The sequence below is a fragment of the Ancylobacter sonchi genome, from assembly GCF_018390695.1.
Classification (GTDB): Bacteria; Pseudomonadota; Alphaproteobacteria; order Rhizobiales; family Xanthobacteraceae; genus Ancylobacter; species Ancylobacter sonchi.
Genome location: NZ_JAHBGF010000020.1, coordinates 601,617 through 618,857, shown reverse-complemented (window position 1 = coordinate 618,857; position 17,241 = coordinate 601,617). Strand labels below are relative to the sequence as shown.

Sequence of the window (17,241 nt, the reverse complement as noted above, 5' to 3'; positions counted from 1 at the left end):
CACCAACTTCACGCATCTCGTTGCCTTATGGGACACATTCGTCGGAAATAAAAATCCTCGATATGTTTCCTGGGGGGAACAAAGTGAAAGACAAGCCTGAGAACAAGATCGTCGCGTCCCGCCGGGAGCTTTTCACCTCCGGCGCTGCTCTGGTGGGGGCGAGCCTGTTGCCGAAAGCGGCGGAGGCGGGAGATTTGCCGTCACGGTCGCCCTCCCCCATCAAGGCGCCCGACGCCCCGCCCGGCGGCTACAACATCCTGTTCATTCTGGTGGATCAGGAGCACTTCTTCGACGCGTGGCCGTTCCCGGTGCCGGGACGCGAATGGATCAAGGCCAACGGCATCACCTTCACCAATCACCAGGCCGCATCCTGCGTCTGCTCACCGGCCCGCTCGACGCTCTATACCGGCCAGCACATTCCCCACACCGGCATCTTCGACAACGCCAACGCGCTCTGGCAGCCGGACATGTCGACGGATGTGAAGACGGTCGGGCACCGCCTCGCCCAGCTCGGCTACCACGCCGCCTATCAGGGAAAGTGGCACCTCTCCGCCAATCTCGATCAGGTCGACAAGGCGATCGACGCCCCGTTCGCGCAGTATCGCGAGATCATCGAAAGCTACGGCTTCGACGATTTCTTCGGCGTCGGCGACATCAACGACACCACGCTCGGCGGCTACAATTACGACGACACGACCACGGCCTTCGTCACTCGCTGGATGCGCACCAAGGGGCAGGAGCTGAAGGCGGCTGGAAAGCCCTGGTATCTTGCCGTCAACTTCGTCAATCCGCACGACGTCATGTACATCAACTCCGACCTGCCGGGGCAGACCGTGCAAGGCAAGCGGTCGTCCATGCCGATCGCCCGGCCGCCGGGAAACGACCTCTACGCCGCGCACTGGGACGTGCCGCTGCCCTCCACCCGCACCCAGGCCTTCGATGCGCCCGGCCGCCCCAAGGCGCAGCACATCTATCAGGAAGTGATGGACTATCTCGTCGGCGAGTGGCCGGACGAGGATCGCCGCTGGCGGGTGCTGCAGAACTACTACTTCAACTGCATCCGCGACTGCGACCTGCAAGTCTATCGCGTGCTGGAGGCCGTCAAGGCCAACGGCATGTCGGACGATACCATCATCGTCTTCACCGCCGATCATGGCGAACTGGGCGGGCATCACCAGATGCGCGGCAAGGGCAACTCCACCTATCGCCAGCAAAACCATTTGCCGCTGATGATCGTTCACCCGGCCTATCCCGGCGGCGGCGTCTGCAACGCCGTGACCTCGCAGGTGGATCTCACACCCACCATTCTCGCGCTCACGGGGGCGGCGCCGGACAAGCTGAAGCAGGCGACGGAGGGCCTGCCCGGCCACGATTTCTCGCCGCTGCTCACCACGCCCGCCGCCGCCAAGGCCGACACGCTGCGGCCCGGCTCGCTGTTCTGCTACAATATGCTGAGCTACCAGGACGCCCGATGGGCCGCGCATTTCGACGTGAAGGCCGACAATTCGATCCCGCTCGCCCAGCGCATCGCCGCCATGGAGAAGCAGCCGCCTGACTTCCAGCTGCGCTGCTCCATCCGCAGCGTGTTCGACGGCCGCTACCGCTTCTCGCGCTATTTCGCGCCGCAGGGCTTCAACACGCCCACCACCTGGGAAGAGCTGACGGCGAAGAACGATCTTGAGGTGTACGACCTGCAGAACGATCCGGACGAGGTCGACAACCTCGCGATGAAGGGCCGCGCATCGGGCGACCTCATCCTTTCGCTCAACGCCAAGCTGAACGGCCTGATCGCGGACGAGGTGGGCGTCGACGATGGCAGCTTCCTGCCGTTCAAGGACGGCAAGTGGGTGTTTCCGCCGGCGAGCGAGCGATAGCCGTCATAGACTTGAATCGCTGGCTACCGATCGGGCCATAGCCACTCGGCCGCTCGGCACCGCCCTGCTCTGTCGAAGGCTGCCTTTCCTGAACGGCCGGCGCCGCGGCGCGCCGGACGATGGATACGCTCGCGCCCGAGGCGCGTGAGCGCGCGGTAGCGCTGCTGGCTCATGCACATCCCTCGCGCCGACCGTCGGCCATGTCACGTCCGACGAGGCTCGGCCGCTCGGCACCGGCATTGGGAAACCCGAACGGCGCAGCCCTGCCATAAATACGGTACTATGAAGTTTCGTAATTCATTGATAGTGTCCCGAACCATCGGAAACCGGATGGAGTGACGGCTCCCTTCCGGTAGGGGTCAGACCGCCATCCCCGCCCCTGCGGATTGGCGCGTCTGGCCCCGATTTTTGAACAGAGGGCACCGATGGATCCTAACCATAGGGCATCGAAGCGTTTTTTCGCGACATTGCTTTTTCTCGGCTCGGCCGCCTCCTTGTCCGCCGCCCATGCGCAGACGCTCGATCAGGCCCTGGTCTCGGCCTACAACGCCAATCCGTCGCTCAACTCGCAACGCGCGGCTACCCGCGCCACCGACGAGTATGTGCCGATCGCGTTGAGCGGCTATCGCCCGCAGATATTCGGCAGCGCGTCGATCGGCACGCAGTGGGTGGAAGGGCGCTACGACACCGGATCCGGCTCGGCGATTTCCCACTACAAGACCGACCCGTCGAGCGTCGGCATCACTATCAGCCAGACGATCTATGACGGGCTGAAAACCGCCAGTTCGGTTCGAGCCGCCGAATCGCAGGTGAAGGGCCAGCGCGAATTGCTGCGCAACACCGAGCAGAGCGTGCTGCTCGATGCCGCCACCGCCTATATGAACGTGCTGCAGAATTCCGCCCTGGTCGATCTGCGCAAGCAGAACCTCGCGGCCTTTCAGGAGGAGCTGCGTTCGGCACGCCAGCGCTTTTCGGTCGGCGAGATCACCAACACCGACGTCGCCCAGGCCGAGGCCAGCGTCGCCAATGCACAGAGCACGCTGGCGCAGGCGACCGCCGACCTGAACACCGCCAATGCCGTGTTCCAGCGGGTTACGGGGCTCAAGGCGAACAAGCTGAGCCCGGGCCGCCCGATCGATCCGCTGCTGCCGAAGACCGTCGACGCCGCGGTGGCGCTCGGGCTGTCCCGGCATCCGGCCATTCTCGCCGCCCAGCACGCGGTGGATCAGGGGCAGGCGAATGTGAAGGTCTCGGAGGCCGCGCTGTCGCCGACCCTGACGCTCAATGGCGAAGCCGCTTCGCAGTATAATTACTACGACGACGGCGATCCCATCGCGCGCGGCACCAGCGCGACCGCCACGCTCAATCTCTCGGTGCCGATCTATCAGGGCGGCTCGGAATTCGCCAATATCCGCGAAAGCAAGGAACTGCTGAGCCAGTCGCGTATCGAGGTCGACGTGAACCGCGTCCAGGTGCGCGCCAATGTCGTGCAGTATTGGGGGGCACTACAGGCCGCCAAGGACGCCATCGAATCGGCGCAGGCCTCGGTCGCCGCCAACGAGATCGCCTTACGCGGCGTGCGCGAGGAATGGCGCGTCGGCCAGCGCACGACGCTCGACGTGCTGAACGCGCAGACGTCGCTGTTCGACGCCCGCTCCAGCCTCGTCACCGCGCAGCGCGACAGGGTGGTGGCGTCCTACGCCGTGTTGTCGGCGGTCGGCGAGCTCAACGCCGCCAAGCTGACGCTCAAGGTCGCGACCTACAATCCGAAGACCCATTACGACCAGGTACGCGACGCCTGGATCGGCGTGCGCCCCCCCGGCGGGCAGTAGCCGCCAGCGTCGGGGCGGCATGCGGGGCGCCGGCGGCCGAGAAGCGCCGCCGGTCGAGAGCCGGTGCCGGGCGGGTCCCTCCGGTGCCAATCACGCGCAAGCGCGTCTGCCATTCACGCGCAAACGCGTCGACGGCCCCTGCGAGCATGGCCATGCTCGACAGGAACCGCACCATTCAACCGGAGCTCCTAGGGGGCGATGTCGGGTCGAAGGCGAACGGCGGACGCTCGCCAAGCGAGCATCCGCCGTTGCCGAGAGCCTGTCAGGGGTTGGACGTACAGGCTCCCTTTGCCTCCGGACAAATGTCGCCCGGAGGCAATTGATCGGCGTCAGGCGCGGGACGGCCCAAAGGGGCGAATGTCCGTCCGGCGTTCCTCAGCCGATCAAATTGTTCGGTAGTCAGCTGGCTGCGCAATCCGTCGATGGCGGCCATCAAGCGGTGGGCCGCCTCGCCCTTGTCGACCAGGTGGCGCGCCATATCTTCGCCGGGCAGCAGCGCCTCGCCATGCGGCGCCCGTCCACCGGGCGGGCCCATGCGCGGGGGCGGCTCGATGCCTTGCGGAAGGTCGGGCGGAGCCAGTGCCGCCTGGAAGGCATTGGTATAGCCGCGCCAGGCGTCGAGCTGCGACGCCGTGATGCCGATATAGGTTTCCAGTGCCGCGAGATAGGCGGCAAGGCCGAGCGACGGGCTCATCGGCGGCATGAGAAGAATCTCCGCCTCGCTCATGCGGGCAGGCAGCAACAGTTCCGGCGGCGGCGAAGGATCCTGGGCGCTGACGCAATGCACGGTCATATTGGACACCGCCGCCGTCTGCGCGATCGCCGGGCCCGGTGGAGCGATGGCGGTGCAGAGAGCCAGGGCGGCGAATCGCGCCGGTATATGCGAGAGCATCCAGTCCTCTTGGGCCGTTGAAACCGGGCGCAATGTGGCAGCGCCGTTTTTCCCTCGAAGGTCCGAATATTGCCGAATGTAAACGGCCGCCGTTTTGTTGTGATGAAACGTTGCTGGATCGGCCCCTCGACCCTCCATTCCCTACAGCTCGTTGAAATTGCGCCACAATAGTCGCCGAGACCTGCGGTCATTCGATCTGGAGGCGAGACTTGGAGACGGCCCCGCACATTCTCGTCGTCGACGACGACCACGCCATTCGCACGTTGCTCGGACGCTACCTGCAAGAACAGGGCTTCCGCGTGTCGCTGGCGCAGGACGGCCGGCATGCCGATGAGGCCATGGCGTCGCAGCAGATCGACCTCGTGGTACTGGATCTCATGTTGCCGGATGTTCCCGGCCTCGATCTCTGTCGAAGCCTACGCACCCGCTCGCAGGTGCCGATCATCCTCCTCACCGCGCTGAAGGAAGATGTCGACCGCATCATCGGCCTCGAGATCGGCGCCGACGACTATCTCGGCAAGCCGTTCAATCCGCGCGAGCTGCTCGCCCGCATCCGGGCGGTGCTGCGGCGAACCGCCTCGCGCCCGGCGGCCGTGGATCCCCAGACGCAAGCGACAGAAGGCACCGGCCCGGTCTATTGCTTCGCTGGCTTCACCGCCAAGCCCAGCACCCGGGAGCTGGCCGACGTCGAGGGCACCGACATTCAGCTGACCGGCGCCGAATTCGACCTGCTCATGGCCTTTCTCGAACGTCCGGGCCGCATGCTGTCGCGCGACCAGTTGCTCGACATCACCCAGGGACGCAACGCCTCGCCGTTCGACCGGTCGATCGACGTGCTGGTCAGCCGGTTGCGGCGCAAGCTGGGCGATGCCGGCAGCTTCCGCATCCTCAAGACGCTGAGAAATGGCGGGTACCAGCTTTCGGTGCCGGTCGAGGCCCGGGCGGCCTCTAGATCGGCGGACACGCCATGAACCGGCTGCGCACCAAGCTCACGCTTTTATTGGTCGCCGCCCTCCTGCTCGTGGCGGTGATCGCGACCACGCTGTCATTCCTGCTGCTGTCGCCGCCGCGTTTCCATGAGATCGAAGACGCGCTCGCCTCTCAATGGATCCTGGTCGCCGATCTGGCATCGCATGGCGACCTTCCGCCGCCGGCTCCCGACCGCATCATAGGCGTGCATGAGAAGAGTCCCTCGGGTGAGCAGCTGGAGGGGCCGACGCACGGGATAAACGCCGCATTGGCGGCCAAGGGGCGATCCGAGAGGGTCGCCGTGCTCAAGACATTGGACGCTCCATGGCCGGTGATTGCCGGCCGGCTGGCGGACGGGCGCTGGCTCTGGTTGCCGATGACCGCGCCGCACGAGCCGCCCAATCAGGATTGGGCGCTGTTCGGCTGGGTGTTCGCCATGCTGATCGGCACGACGCTGGTGATGCTGGTCGCGGTACGCCGCCTCACCGAGCCGCTGGCGCTGCTTGAGCGCACGGTCGCCGCCATCGGTCCGGGCGGTGAGATAGAGCCTCTGGCGGAAGACGGCCCCAAGGAGGTCCGCGCCGCGGCCCGGGCGATCAACCTGCTCGCGTCGCGGCTGAAACAGGCGATGGAGAGCCGCATTCGCCTCGTGGCCGCGGCGGGCCACGATTTGCGCACGCCGATGACGCGGATGCGGCTGCGCGCCGAGTTTCTGCCCGTGGAGGAGCGCGAGACCTGGATCGCCGACCTCAACGAACTCGACCGCATCGCCGACAGCGCGATCCAGCTGGTGCGCGAGGAGGTGGAAGGCTCGACACATAGCCCGATACGGCTCGACGGGCTGGTACACGAGGTCGTCGACGAGCTCAGGGAAGTCGGGTTGGCGGTCAGCCTGGATTCAACCGTGCCGGTATGTGTCCAGGCCCGGCCGCTCTCCCTGCGTCGCGCCATCCGCAACCTGGCGATCAATGCCGCCACGCATGGGGGCGGCGCCCATCTCGCCGTCTCCTCCGTCGACGGACACGCCCTGGTCACCCTCTCGGATCGCGGCCCCGGCATTCCCGAGGCACTGATGGGCCAGGTATTCGAGCCCTTCTTCCGCGTCGACCCCGCGCGCGGTGCCGCGGTGCCCGGCGCCGGGCTCGGCCTCGCCATCGCCCGCGAGATCGCCATCGGCAATGGCGGACGGCTCACATTGCAGAACCGTCCGGGCGGCGGCCTCGTCCAGCTCTTGTCGTTTCCCGCCGCCGGGTAATCCAGCCTTGCCGCCGCCCGGCGCCATGCGCCGCACCTTTGATATATAAATCTAGTAGATAATTATACGATTTCATGCGAAGGAAAGACGACAGGCTGAACGGCTCACACCAGTGAGGATGGAGAAGTGCCCATGAGCGGATTGAAGATCGTCGGTCTCAGCGGAGGCTTGTCGGTGCCGTCGCGCACGCTGTCGCTCGTCGAGCTCACGGTGGGCCGCATCGCCGACGCCGCGCGGGTCGCCGGGCTTGCGAACACCACCGAGGTCGTCGACATCGCGGCGCTGGAAGAGATCGGCGGCCTGCGCGCCCGGCCGGGCAGCCCTGCCGTGGAGGCCGCGCTGACCGCGGTCGAAGGCGCCGACCTCCTGATCGCCGGCTCGCCGGTCTATAAGGGGTCCTATTCCGGACTGTTCAAGCATTTCGTCGACTTCCTCGACTATCGCGGCCTGATCGGCCTGCCGGTGGCGCTGCTGGCGACCGGCGGCAGCGACCGCCACGCGCTCGCCATCGAGCACCAGCTGCGGCCGCTCTTCGCCTTCTTCCAGGCGCAGCCGCTCGGTACCGGCATCTTCTTCACCGAGCGCGACTTCGGTAATGGCGAGATTACGCCGGGCGCCTCGCAGCAGCGCTTCGAGCAGCTGGTGGACGAGGCGGTCCGCGCGCTGGCCGGGGCGCGGCGCGGCGAGCGCAACGCCAAAGCGACGGCGGCCTGACATGTCGCTGGTGGAGCGGGGAGCCCGACTGAGCGCCGCCATCGCCGGTGCGCGACACGCGCGCCCCCGAGATGCGCGCCGCCAACATGCGCGCCCCGCCGCCACGCGCCTCGCCGTGCTGGAGGCCCGCCTCGCCGGCTGGGTGCTGCCGGCGCTGCTGGTCGTCCTGTGGGAATATCTCTCCCGCATCGGCGTCATCGCGCCCAATGTGCTGCCGGCGCCCTCGGCGATCGCGCAGGCCGGCTGGGCGGCGCTGAAATCCGGCGAATTACTGCGCAACATGTGGGTGAGCACGCTGCGCGCCTTCGCCGGTCTGTTCGTCGGCGGCGTCATCGGCCTCGCCTTCGGCATCGCCAACGGCCTCTCGGAGCTGTCCCGCCGCTACACCGACACCACGCTGCAGATGATCCGCAACGTGCCGCATCTGGCGCTGATCCCGCTGGTGATCCTGTGGTTCGGCATCGACGAGGAGGCCAAGCTCTTCCTGGTCGCGCTCGGCGTGTTCTTCCCGATCTACATCAACACGCTGCACGGCGTGCGCACCGTCGATCCGCAGTTGATCGAGATGGGCCGGGTCTACGGCATGTCGCCGCTCACGCTGTTCCGGCGGGTGATCCTGCCCGGCGCGCTGCCGTCGATCTTCGTCGGGCTGCGCTTCGCGCTCGGCATCATGTGGCTGACGCTGATCGTCGCCGAGACCATCGCCGCCTCCTCCGGCCTCGGCTACATGGCGATGCAGGCGCGCGAGTTCCTGCTGGTCGACGTGGTGGTACTGGCCATCCTCATCTACGCGCTGCTCGGCAAGCTCGCCGACGTGCTGACGCGCTGGCTGGAAGAACGGTGCCTGCAATGGCACCCGGCGTTCCAGGCGCGGCGGGACTGATCGCCATGAACGCCCACACACCCCTCCTTGCGGATTCCTCGCCTACCGATCTGGCCCGCGCGCCGCACGGCCTCGGCGTGCATGTCGCCCGGCTCGGCCACAGCTTCGGCGCCAAGCGGGTGCTGGAGCGCATCGAGCTCGACATTCCCGCCGGCCAGTTCGTCGCCATCGTCGGCAAGAGCGGCTGCGGCAAGAGCACCCTGCTGCGTCTCGTCGCCGGGCTCGACACGCCGAGCACCGGCCGCATCGACTTCGATGGCCCGCGCGATGCCGCCGCCACCCGCATCATGTTCCAGGAGCCGCGCCTGCTGCCCTGGGAGCGGGTGCTGGCCAATGTCGAGGTCGGCCTGCCGGCGAGCGTGAAGGGCGAGGAACGCCATCGGCGCGCCCGCGCCATCCTCGCCGAGGTCGGTCTCGCCGACCGCGCCGACGACTGGCCGTCCGTGCTCTCCGGCGGCCAGCGCCAGCGTGTGGCGCTCGCCCGCGCCCTTGCCTCCGGCCCGCGCCTGCTCGCCTTCGACGAGCCGCTCGGCGCGCTCGACGCCCTCACCCGCATCGAGATGCAGGGGCTGGTCGAGCGCATCTGGCAGCAGCAGCGCTTCACCGCGCTCTTCGTCACCCACGACGTGTCCGAGGCGCTGGCCCTCGCCGACCGGGTGGTGCTGATCGATGCCGGCCATGTGGCGCTCGACCTCGCCGTCGAGCTGCCGCGCCCGCGCCGGCGCGGCTCGGCCGAACTCGCCGCCCTCGAAGGGCGTATACTCGACACGCTGTTCTCCTCCTGACGCCGACGTCAACACCGGGACACGCCAATGACCACCCTCACCCGCCGCACCCTGCTCGCCGGCGCCGCCGGCCTCGCCTCCACCCTCGCCGCCCCGGCGCTGCGCCCGGCCTTCGCCGACAGCGAGGTGCGCGTCGGCTTCCAGAAATACGGCACGCTGGTGCTGCTGAAGGGGCGCGGCATCCTCGAAAAGAAGCTGGAGCCGCTCGGCGTCCGGGTGAAATGGGCGGAATTCGCCGCCGGCCCGCAGATGCTGGAGGCGCTGAACGCCGGCGCCATCGACATCGGTCAGACCGGCGAGGCGCCGCCGATCTTCGCCCAGGCCGCCAGCGACAACCTCGCCTATATCGCCAACGAGCCGCCGGCGCCGAAGGGCGAGGCGATCCTGGTGCCGCATGACAGCCCGATCCAGTCGGTGAAGGACCTCAAGGGCAAGACGGTCGGGCTCAACAAGGGCTCGAACGTGCATTTCCTGCTGGTGAAGGCACTGGAGAAGAACGGCCTCGCCTATTCCGACATCACGGTGAAGTTCCTGCCGCCGGCCGATGCCCGCGCCGCCTTCGAGAAGGGCGTCCTCGACGCCTGGGCGATCTGGGACCCGTTCCAGGCCGCCGCCGAGGTTGCCATCAAGGCGCGTACGCTGACCACCGCCGAGGGCATCGTGCCGAACTACCAGTTCTATCTCGGCTCGCGGAAATTCGCCGAGGCCAATCCGAAGGTGGTGTCGGCGCTGATCGCCGCCATCGGCGAGACCAATGGCTGGATCCAGAAGGACCCGGCGGCGGCGGTGGCCGAGCTGGCGCCGTCGACCGGCATTCCCGCGCCGGTGCTGGCCATCGCCATCGGCCGGCAGAGCTTCGGCGTCGCTCCGCTCACCGACAAGGTGATCGCCGACCAGCAGGCGGTCGCCGACACCTTCTTCGGGCTCGGCCTGCTGCCGAAGAAGATCGTCGTCGCCGACGCCGTGCTGCGCACCGGGCTGTAGACGCCGACGCGCGCCCCGCACCGGGCGGCCCCGCCGCCCGGATGCCCGGTCTCGAACCGTTGCGGATGCCGGACGCGCGCGCCTGGAAGCACCCGTCGCAGCAGCCTATTCCCGCCTTGGAAGAGCACGCCCGTCGCATGAGCCAGCCGACCGAATTCCTCTGGTACATCCCCAATCAGGACAAGCCCGGCCATCGCGGCGATTCGACCGTCGCGGGCCATAACAGCCTGGAGACGCTGACCGGCCACGCCCGCGCGCTGGAACAGCATGGCTGGACCGGCGCGCTGATCGGCACCGGCTGGGGCCGGCCGGACACCTTCACACTCGCCACCGCGCTGGCCGCCCGCACGACGACCTTCGAGCCGCTGATCGCCATCCGGCCCGGCTATTGGCGGCCGGCGCATTTCGCCAGCGCCGCCGCCACGCTGGACCAGCTCACCGGTGGCCGCGTGCGGGTGAACATCGTGTCGGGCAAGGACAACCTCGCCGCCTATGGCGACAGCGAGGGCGACCAGGACCATCGCTACGCCCGCACCCGCGAGTTCATGCGCCTCGTCCGCCGCCTGTGGACCGAGGAGAACGTCACCTTCACCGGCGAGCATTTCCGCGTCACGGAATCGACCATCGCGCCGCGCATCGAGCCGCGCGGCGCGCGCCGCCATCCCAAGCTCTATTTCGGCGGCGCCTCGCCGGCCGCCGAGCGGGTGGCCGCCACTGAGGCCGATGTCCAGCTGTTCTGGGGCGAGCCTCGCGAGCAGCTCGCCGAGCGGATCGCCCGGCTGAAGGCGCTGAGCCGCGACCTCGACCGCGACCTGCCGCCGCTGGAATTCGGCCTGCGCATCACCACGCTGGTGCGCGACACCACCGCCGAGGCCTGGGCCGATGCCGAGGCCAAGGTCGCCGAGATGGCCCGGACCCAGGGCGTCGGCTGGCACGACCACCGGCGGGCGGTCGCCGTCGGCCAGCAGCGTCTGCTCGACCTCGCCGAGCGCGGCGACGTGCTCGACGACAATCTCTACACCGCACCGGGCCGGTTCGGCGGCGGCGGCGCCGGCACCACCTGGCTGGTCGGCTCGGCGGCCGATGTCGCCAGCTCGCTGGAGAAATACCGCGCGCTCGGCATCACCCAGTTCGTGCTGTCGGACACGCCCTATCTGTCCGAGATCCGCCGGCAGGGCGAGCAGTTGCTGCCCTTGTTGCGCGGATGAGGTAGCCGCCCGGCCGCCCCCGCCATCGCGCTGCCCCCCGCGAAGAAACTTCATCCAAACCGGCCGCGATAATAGAATATAAATTCTATAAACTAAATTGACTTACAGGCCGGGCTGGCAATGATGGGGCGCTCGGAGGACCACGGAATGACCCGACGCCGTCAGTTGCATCTCAACATCAACATCCTGCACGCGGGCTTCTACGCCTCGGCGTGGCGCTCGCCGGAGGCGGACCCGCACGCCACCTTCGACATCGGCCACTACGTGCGCACCGCGCAGATCGCCGAGCGCGGCACGCTCGACGCCGTGTTCCTCGCCGACCGCCCGGCGCTGGAGGACAAGCCGGATCTGCGGCCCTTCCTGTCCCTGGAGCCGACGATCGTCCTCACCGCCATCGCCGCGGCCACCGAGCATATCGGCCTGATCGCCACCGCCTCGACCAGCTACAACGAGCCCTACAACATCGCCCGGCGCTTCGCGACGCTGGATCATGTCAGCGGCGGGCGGGCGGGCTGGAACGTCGTCACCACCGCCGATCCCAACGCCTCCGCCAATTTCGGCCAGTCGCTGCCCGAGCACGGCGCCCGCTACGCCCGCGCCAAGGAGTTCACCGAGGTGGTGAGCGAATTGTGGGACAGCTGGGAGGACGACGCCTTCGTCGGCGACAAGGCCGGCGCCCGTTTCCTCGATCCTGCCAAGGTCCACCGCATCGCCCATAAGGGCCAGTTCTTCGAAGTCGCCGGCCCGCTCAACCTGCCGCGCTCGCCGCAGGGGCGGCCGATCCTGGTGCAGGCCGGCGGCTCCGGCGACGGGCGCGACCTCGCCGCCCGGCACGCCGACGTGGTGTTCAGCGTCGGCGAGGATGTCGAGCGCGCCCGCGCCTATGCCGACGATCTGCGCACCCGTGCCGCCGCCTATGGCCGCGACCCGCGCTCCATCGTGGTGCTGCCCGGCCTCGCCACCGTCATCGGTTCCACCGAGGAGGAGGCGAAGCGCCGACAGGAGGAGCTCGGCGCGCTCATCCCGCTGGAATATGCCATCGCCCGGCTCGGCGTGACCTTCGGCCAGGACCTCAGCCATCTCGAGCTCGACGCCCCGGTGCCGGAGCTGCCGATCCCGGTCAATGGCAGCACCACCTTCGCCCAGGCGACGCTCAATTTCGCCCGCCAGGGCAACCTCACCTTCCGCCAGCTGCTCTACAAGCTCGGCGGCGGCATCGGCCACCGCGTGCTGGTCGGCACGCCGGAGGCGATCGCCGACGACATCGAGGCGTGGTTCACCGCCGGCGCCGCCGACGGCTTCAACCTGATGCCGGATGTGCTGCCGACCGGGCTGGAAGTCTTCGTCGACCATGTGGTGCCGATCCTGCGCAAGCGCGGCCTGTTCCGCAGCCATTACGCCGAGAAGACCCTTCGCGAGCGCTTCGGCCTGCCGCGCCCGGCGAACCGCTACGCCGCGCCGGCCGACCAGCGGGCGAGCGCGTGAACCGCGGAGGTTGCCCATGGAATGCCGCGATCTGGAGGGCACTTCCAATGGAAACCCTCACCCGAGAGGCGTTCCCTGTCCTTCCCGCTCTTTCGGCGATGGCGGGGCACAGACACCGAGAGAGGCCCACGGAGCACTCTCATCCTGAAGTGCAACCGTAGCGCGCCTAGAGGGAGCCTCAGTCCGGCGCCTCCCGGACGCCCCTCTTTCGAGGTCTGACCACAGCCTGCACCTGAACAGCCACCCCTTTCCTCACCCTCTCCGCGCGGCGGGTCGGTGAGGGGCGGCGACATCGGGAAGCGCAGAGACCTCATTCCGTCCCTCCCCCGCCGGGGAGAGGGGCATCGACCTGCCTTCCGGGGCGCCTCAGAACAGGAAACCGCATGCACCAGTTCCTGCGCCTTTCCCGCGTGTTCGCGCGCACGCTGGCCCATGCGGTGCCAACGGTGATCGGCATCGTCATCCTCGACTTCTTCCTGCTGCGCCTCGCGCCGGGCGACGCCGCCGACGTCATGGCCGGCGAATCCGGCGCCGCTACCGAGGAGACCATGGCGGCGCTGCGCTCGCGCTTCGGGCTCGACCTGCCGGCGCTCGACCAGCTTCTCGCCTATCTGTCGAACCTCGCGCATTTCAGCCTCGGCTACTCGCCGCGCTACAACATGCCGGTCTCCGACCTCATCCTGCAGCGCCTGCCGAGCAGCCTGGCGCTGATGGGCGTGTCGCTGCTGCTGGCGCTTGTCGTCGGCGTCGCGCTCGGCGTCATCATGGCGACGCAGGCCGGGCGCTGGCCGGACCGGCTGCTCTCGGTGCTGGCGCTGCTGTTCTACTCGGTGCCGAGCTTCTGGATCGGGCTGATGCTCATCGTGCTGTTCTCGGTCAAGCTCGGCTGGCTGCCGAGCGGCGGCGCCGGCAGCATCGGCACCGATGCCACCGGGCTTGCCGCCCTCCTCGATCAGGCGCGCTACATGCTGCTGCCGGCGCTGTCGCTGTCGCTGTTCTATGTGGCGATCTATGCCCGGCTCGCCCGCGCGGCGATGCTGGAGGTGCGCTCGCAGGATTTCATCCGCACCGCCCGCGCCAAGGGCCTGTCCCCCGCCGCCGTCACCCTGCGCCACGCGCTGCGCAACGCGCTCTTGCCGGTCACCACCATCGCCGGCGTGCATCTCGGCGGGCTGATGGGCGGCGCGGTGGTGGTGGAGACGGTGTATTCCTGGCCCGGCCTCGGCCGCCTCGCCTATGAGGCGGTGATGAGCCGCGACTTCACCGTGCTGCTCGGCGTGCTGCTCTTGTCCTCCTTCCTGGTCATCCTCGCCAATGTGCTGGTCGACCTCCTGCAGGCCTGGCTCGACCCGCGCATCGAGGCCGCGTCATGAGCCGCCCGCATCTCACCCTCGTCAGCGACGGGCTGACGCTGCCGCCCGAGGCCGAAGCTCCCGCCCCCCCGGTCCCGGCCGCGCCGGCCGAGCCCGCCCCGGTGCCGCTCTCGGCCTGGAGCAATGTGCACGCCGCTGACGCGATCCGCGCCTCGAGCGCGCAGGCGCAGCTCGCGCCGCCGGATTCGCGCCGCGCCCTCAAGGCCTTCCTCAAGAACCCCACCGCGATGACCGGGTTCGTCTTCCTCGTTCTGGTGGTCGCCGCAGCGCTCGCCGCGCCGGTGCTCTATCCCGACGACCCGCTCGCCATGGTGGCGCGCCCGCTGATCTGGCCGGGACAGGACCCGGACTTCCCGCTCGGCACGGATTCGCTCGGCCGCGACGTCGCCGCCGGCCTGTTCCACGGCGCGCGGGTCTCGCTGATGGTCGGGCTCGCCGCCACCGCCATCGGCCTCGCCGCCGGCACGCTGGTCGGCGCGCTGGCCGGCTATTTCGGCGGCCGGCTCGACGCGGCGCTGGTGCGGCTGATCGAGATCTTCCAGTCGATCCCGAGCTTCATCCTGCTGATCGTGCTGGTCGCAATCGCCCAGCCGACCATGGCGACGATCACGGTGGCCATCGGCCTCGTCACCTGGCCGACCATCGCCCGGCTCGCGCGGGCGGAGTTCCGCGCCATCCGCGCCAAGGAGTTCGTCGCCGCCGCCAAGAGCCTTGGCTATGGCCACACCCGCATCATCCTGCGCGAGATCCTGCCCAACGCGCTGCCGCCGCTCATCGTCACCGCCTCGGTGATGGTGGCGAGCGCCATCCTCAACGAGAGCGCGCTCTCCTTCATGGGCATGGGCGATCCCAACGTGGTCAGCTGGGGCTCGATGATCGGCGCCGGGCGCGAATTGCTGCGCACCGCCTGGTTCCTCACCGCCCTGCCCGGCCTCGTCATCGTGTTCACCGTGCTGGCGCTGAACCTGATCGGCGACGGGCTGAACGACGCGCTCAATCCGCGCATGTCGGCGGAGCGCTGACCATGCCCGCCGTGCTCGACGTCCGCCACCTCTCCATCGCCTTTCCGCGCGCCACGCCGGTGCCCGACCTTTCCTTCACCATCGAGGAGGGCGAGACGCTGGCGCTGGTCGGCGAATCCGGTTCCGGCAAGTCGCTCACCGCGCTCGCCTTGATGCGCCTGCTGCCGCGCAATGCCCGGCTCGGCGCGGCGAGCCGCATCCTGTTTTCCGGCCGCAACATCGCCCAACTGCCCGAGCAGGAGATGCGGCGCCTGCGCGGGCGCGACATGGCGATGATCTTCCAGGAGCCTATGACCTCGCTCAATCCGGTCATGACGGTCGGCCGGCAGATCGCCGAGGTGCTGGAGCTGCATGAGGGCCTCTCCTGCCGCGCGGCGCGCAAGCGGGCGGCCGAACTCCTCGATCTCGTGCGCATTCCCGAGGCGCACCACCGGCTCGATGCCTATCCGCACCAGTTCTCCGGCGGCCAGCGCCAGCGGGTGATGATCGCGGTCGCCATCGCCGCGCATCCGCGCCTCTTGATCGCCGACGAGCCGACCACCGCGCTCGACGTCACTATCCAGGCGCAGATCCTCGAACTGCTCGACCAGCTGCGCCGCGACCTGTCCATGGCGCTCCTGCTGATCACCCACGATCTCGGCGTGGTCGCGCAATGGGCGGATCGGGTGATCGCCCTCTATGCCGGTCACAAGGTGGAAGAGGCGCGCCCGCAGCTGCTGTTCGGCACCCCCGCGCATCCCTATACGCAGGGCCTGCTCGCCGCCTCGCCGCGGCTGCGCGCCGACTACCATTACAGCGACGGTCCGCTGATCGAGATTCCCGGCAGCATCGTCTCGGCGGTCGGCGAGAAGGGGTGCCCGTTCGCCCCGCGCTGCCCGGTCGCCCGCCCCGCCTGCCGGGCGGCGATGCCGCCGCTGCTGCCGCAGGGCGACGGCCATTTCGTCGCCTGCCCCGTCACCACGCTGCGGGAGGCGCCGCATGGCCATTCTGTCGGTCTCTGACCTCTCGACCCACTACACGCAAGGCGGCGCCACGCTGCGCGCCGTCGATGGCGTGTCCTTCGCCATCGAGAAGGGCGAGACGGTCGGCCTCGTCGGCGAATCCGGCTGCGGGAAGTCGACGCTCGGCAAGTCGATCATCCGCCTCGTCGAGCCCACCACTGGGAGCATCCGCTTCGACGGCACCGAACTCGCCGGCCTGCGCAATGGCGCGCTGCGCCCGCTGCGCCGGCGGCTGCAGATGGTGTTCCAGGATCCGTTCGGCTCGCTCAACCCGCGCCACACGGTGGAGGAGATACTCGCCGGCCCGCTCGCCGTGCACGGCATCGGCACAAGGCGCGAGCGGCGCGAGAAGGTGCGCGACATCGTCCACCGCGTCGGCCTGCCCCCCGACGCGCTCGGGCGCTACCCGCACGAATTCTCCGGCGGCCAGCGCCAGCGGCTCGGCATCGCCCGCGCTTTGGTGCTCGAACCGGAGCTGATCATCTGCGACGAGCCGGTGTCCGCCCTCGACCTGTCGATCCAGGCGCAGATCCTCAATCTGCTGGTCGGGATGAAGCGCGAGCTCGGCCTGTCCTACCTGTTCATCTCGCACGACCTCTCGGTGATCCGCTATTTCGCCGACCGGGTGCTGGTGATGTATCTCGGCCGCCTCGTCGAGAGCGGCGACCACCGCCGTCTCTATGAGCGCCCGCTGCACCCCTATACCCGCCTGCTGCTCGCCGCGGTGCCGGACGCCGCGCGCGGGCGCGAGACGGCGGGCGTGTCCGGCGAACTGCCGAGCGCCAGCAACCTGCCGTCCGGCTGCCGCTTCCATCCGCGCTGCCCGCTCGCCACCGATCTCTGCCGCCGCGAGGATCCCGCCTTGCGCGAGCTGGCGCCGGGGCGCAGCGTCGCCTGCCACCACGCCGAGATCTGAGGCGCGGCCCGCCCGGCCGCGTCGTCCCGCCCGCCCCTTCTGAGGAGA

Annotated in this window: 15 protein-coding genes; 14 read left to right on the top strand and 1 reads right to left on the bottom strand. The window is 68.8% G+C overall.

Annotated elements, in window-relative coordinates:
- The first annotated feature begins 83 nt into the window (after positions 1-83).
- Positions 84-1,874 carry a sulfatase family protein gene (locus tag KHC28_RS13495; protein ID WP_312893181.1) on the top strand — a complete coding sequence of 597 codons (1,791 nt, stop codon included), beginning with the start codon at positions 84-86 and terminating at the stop codon, positions 1,872-1,874.
- Between the two features lie 494 nt (positions 1,875-2,368).
- Positions 2,369-3,706: a TolC family outer membrane protein gene (locus tag KHC28_RS13490; RefSeq protein WP_246564742.1), complete on the top strand. Its 1,338-nt coding sequence runs from the start codon at positions 2,369-2,371 to the stop codon at positions 3,704-3,706.
- A 262-nt stretch (positions 3,707-3,968) separates the two neighbouring features.
- Here KHC28_RS13490 and KHC28_RS13485 read toward each other — a convergent pair whose 3' ends face one another.
- Entirely contained in the window at positions 3,969-4,598 is a 630-nt protein-coding gene (locus KHC28_RS13485) for a hypothetical protein (protein WP_214008854.1), read from the bottom strand.
- Positions 4,599-4,807: 209 nt separating this feature from the next.
- Between KHC28_RS13485 and KHC28_RS13480 the strand changes: the two genes are divergently transcribed.
- The 12 genes from KHC28_RS13480 to KHC28_RS13425 all read left to right on the top strand — a co-directional run bounded on the left by KHC28_RS13480 (position 4,808) and on the right by KHC28_RS13425 (position 17,193).
- Positions 4,808-5,569, top strand: a complete 762-nt coding sequence (locus KHC28_RS13480; protein WP_214008853.1) for a response regulator — start codon at positions 4,808-4,810, stop codon at positions 5,567-5,569.
- The gene (locus KHC28_RS13475; protein ID WP_214008852.1) at positions 5,566-6,822 is read left to right on the top strand and encodes an ATP-binding protein; all 1,257 of its coding nucleotides are present in this window, start codon (positions 5,566-5,568) and stop codon (positions 6,820-6,822) included. The genes KHC28_RS13480 and KHC28_RS13475 overlap by 4 nt, the downstream gene beginning before the upstream one ends.
- A 132-nt stretch (positions 6,823-6,954) precedes the next feature.
- Complete coding sequence (locus KHC28_RS13470) at positions 6,955-7,536, top strand: NAD(P)H-dependent oxidoreductase (RefSeq protein ID WP_214008851.1); 582 nt, start codon at positions 6,955-6,957, stop codon at positions 7,534-7,536.
- A gap of 1 nt (position 7,537) precedes the next feature.
- On the top strand, positions 7,538-8,419 hold the full coding sequence (locus tag KHC28_RS13465; protein WP_214008850.1) for an ABC transporter permease subunit: 882 nt from the start codon (positions 7,538-7,540) through the stop codon (positions 8,417-8,419).
- Between the two features lie 5 nt (positions 8,420-8,424).
- The gene (locus KHC28_RS13460) at positions 8,425-9,204 is read left to right on the top strand and encodes an ATP-binding cassette domain-containing protein (RefSeq protein WP_214008849.1); all 780 of its coding nucleotides are present in this window, start codon (positions 8,425-8,427) and stop codon (positions 9,202-9,204) included.
- A gap of 27 nt (positions 9,205-9,231) precedes the next feature.
- The gene (locus KHC28_RS13455; RefSeq protein ID WP_214008848.1) at positions 9,232-10,188 is read left to right on the top strand and encodes a sulfonate ABC transporter substrate-binding protein; all 957 of its coding nucleotides are present in this window, start codon (positions 9,232-9,234) and stop codon (positions 10,186-10,188) included.
- Between the two features lie 137 nt (positions 10,189-10,325).
- Entirely contained in the window at positions 10,326-11,396 is a 1,071-nt protein-coding gene (locus tag KHC28_RS13450; protein WP_214008847.1) for an LLM class flavin-dependent oxidoreductase, read from the top strand.
- Positions 11,397-11,543: 147 nt separating this feature from the next.
- Complete coding sequence (locus KHC28_RS13445) at positions 11,544-12,881, top strand: LLM class flavin-dependent oxidoreductase (protein WP_214008846.1); 1,338 nt, start codon at positions 11,544-11,546, stop codon at positions 12,879-12,881.
- Between the two features lie 383 nt (positions 12,882-13,264).
- A complete protein-coding gene (locus KHC28_RS13440; protein WP_214008845.1) occupies positions 13,265-14,254 on the top strand; it encodes an ABC transporter permease in 990 nt (329 codons plus the stop codon).
- Complete coding sequence (locus KHC28_RS13435) at positions 14,251-15,276, top strand: ABC transporter permease (protein ID WP_214008844.1); 1,026 nt, start codon at positions 14,251-14,253, stop codon at positions 15,274-15,276. Before KHC28_RS13440 ends, KHC28_RS13435 begins: the two co-directional genes overlap by 4 nt.
- Positions 15,277-15,278: 2 nt before the next feature.
- A complete protein-coding gene (locus KHC28_RS13430; RefSeq protein ID WP_214008843.1) occupies positions 15,279-16,277 on the top strand; it encodes an ABC transporter ATP-binding protein in 999 nt (332 codons plus the stop codon).
- Complete coding sequence (locus KHC28_RS13425) at positions 16,255-17,193, top strand: ABC transporter ATP-binding protein (protein ID WP_214008842.1); 939 nt, start codon at positions 16,255-16,257, stop codon at positions 17,191-17,193. The genes KHC28_RS13430 and KHC28_RS13425 overlap by 23 nt, the downstream gene beginning before the upstream one ends.
- Positions 17,194-17,241: the final 48 nt, after the last annotated feature.

Coding starts and splice junctions, on each gene's coding strand:
- KHC28_RS13485 (WP_214008854.1), bottom strand. CDS start 4,598: ATGCTCTCGCATATACCGGCGCGATTCGCCGCCCTGGCTCTCTGCACC.
- KHC28_RS13475 (WP_214008852.1), top strand. CDS start 5,566: ATGAACCGGCTGCGCACCAAGCTCACGCTTTTATTGGTCGCCGCCCTC.
- KHC28_RS13470 (WP_214008851.1), top strand. CDS start 6,955: ATGAGCGGATTGAAGATCGTCGGTCTCAGCGGAGGCTTGTCGGTGCCG.
- KHC28_RS13465 (WP_214008850.1), top strand. CDS start 7,538: ATGTCGCTGGTGGAGCGGGGAGCCCGACTGAGCGCCGCCATCGCCGGT.
- KHC28_RS13460 (WP_214008849.1), top strand. CDS start 8,425: ATGAACGCCCACACACCCCTCCTTGCGGATTCCTCGCCTACCGATCTG.
- KHC28_RS13455 (WP_214008848.1), top strand. CDS start 9,232: ATGACCACCCTCACCCGCCGCACCCTGCTCGCCGGCGCCGCCGGCCTC.
- KHC28_RS13450 (WP_214008847.1), top strand. CDS start 10,326: ATGAGCCAGCCGACCGAATTCCTCTGGTACATCCCCAATCAGGACAAG.
- KHC28_RS13445 (WP_214008846.1), top strand. CDS start 11,544: ATGACCCGACGCCGTCAGTTGCATCTCAACATCAACATCCTGCACGCG.
- KHC28_RS13440 (WP_214008845.1), top strand. CDS start 13,265: ATGCACCAGTTCCTGCGCCTTTCCCGCGTGTTCGCGCGCACGCTGGCC.
- KHC28_RS13435 (WP_214008844.1), top strand. CDS start 14,251: ATGAGCCGCCCGCATCTCACCCTCGTCAGCGACGGGCTGACGCTGCCG.
- KHC28_RS13430 (WP_214008843.1), top strand. CDS start 15,279: ATGCCCGCCGTGCTCGACGTCCGCCACCTCTCCATCGCCTTTCCGCGC.
- KHC28_RS13425 (WP_214008842.1), top strand. CDS start 16,255: ATGGCCATTCTGTCGGTCTCTGACCTCTCGACCCACTACACGCAAGGC.